Genomic DNA, 403 nt, shown 5'->3' on the forward strand with positions numbered 1-403 from the left:
GTACGTCAACAGCGACCGCGTGAACACCAAGGTGCTCGAGAACGGTGACGAGGTGCAGATCGGCAAGTTCCGCTTCACGTTCTACCACTCCGTGCAGAACGGGTCCTGACACCCTCCATGCCTGAGACCGGACTCCCGCAGACCGCCCGCGTCGGCATCGGCGCACTGCTGCGTCAGCTGCAGCCGCGCTTCCCGGATCTGACCGCGTCGAAGGTGCGTTTCCTGGAGGACCAGGGTCTTGTGCACCCGCACCGCACCGCGTCCGGATACCGCAAGTACTCAGTCTGCAGCAGGAGAGGTATCTTCCGCTGCGGGTCATCAGGGAACGCCTGGACCGCGGGGAGGACCCCGCCGCCGGTGCCGAACGGCAGCGTCCTCGGGTGTCGGTGGACGCCGCGGAGCC

General features: G+C 67.0%; 1 protein-coding gene. It reads left to right on the forward strand.

What is annotated here, in order from left to right:
* Window positions 1–117: 117 nt before the first annotated feature.
* Window positions 118–403 (forward strand): MerR family transcriptional regulator (locus VSR68_RS42615; RefSeq protein ID WP_342945391.1); only part of this gene is annotated, 286 nt, incomplete at its 3' end.

The sequence above is a fragment of the Paraburkholderia phymatum genome (genome assembly GCF_038900715.1).
Classification (GTDB): domain Bacteria; phylum Pseudomonadota; class Gammaproteobacteria; order Burkholderiales; family Burkholderiaceae; genus Paraburkholderia; species Paraburkholderia phymatum_A.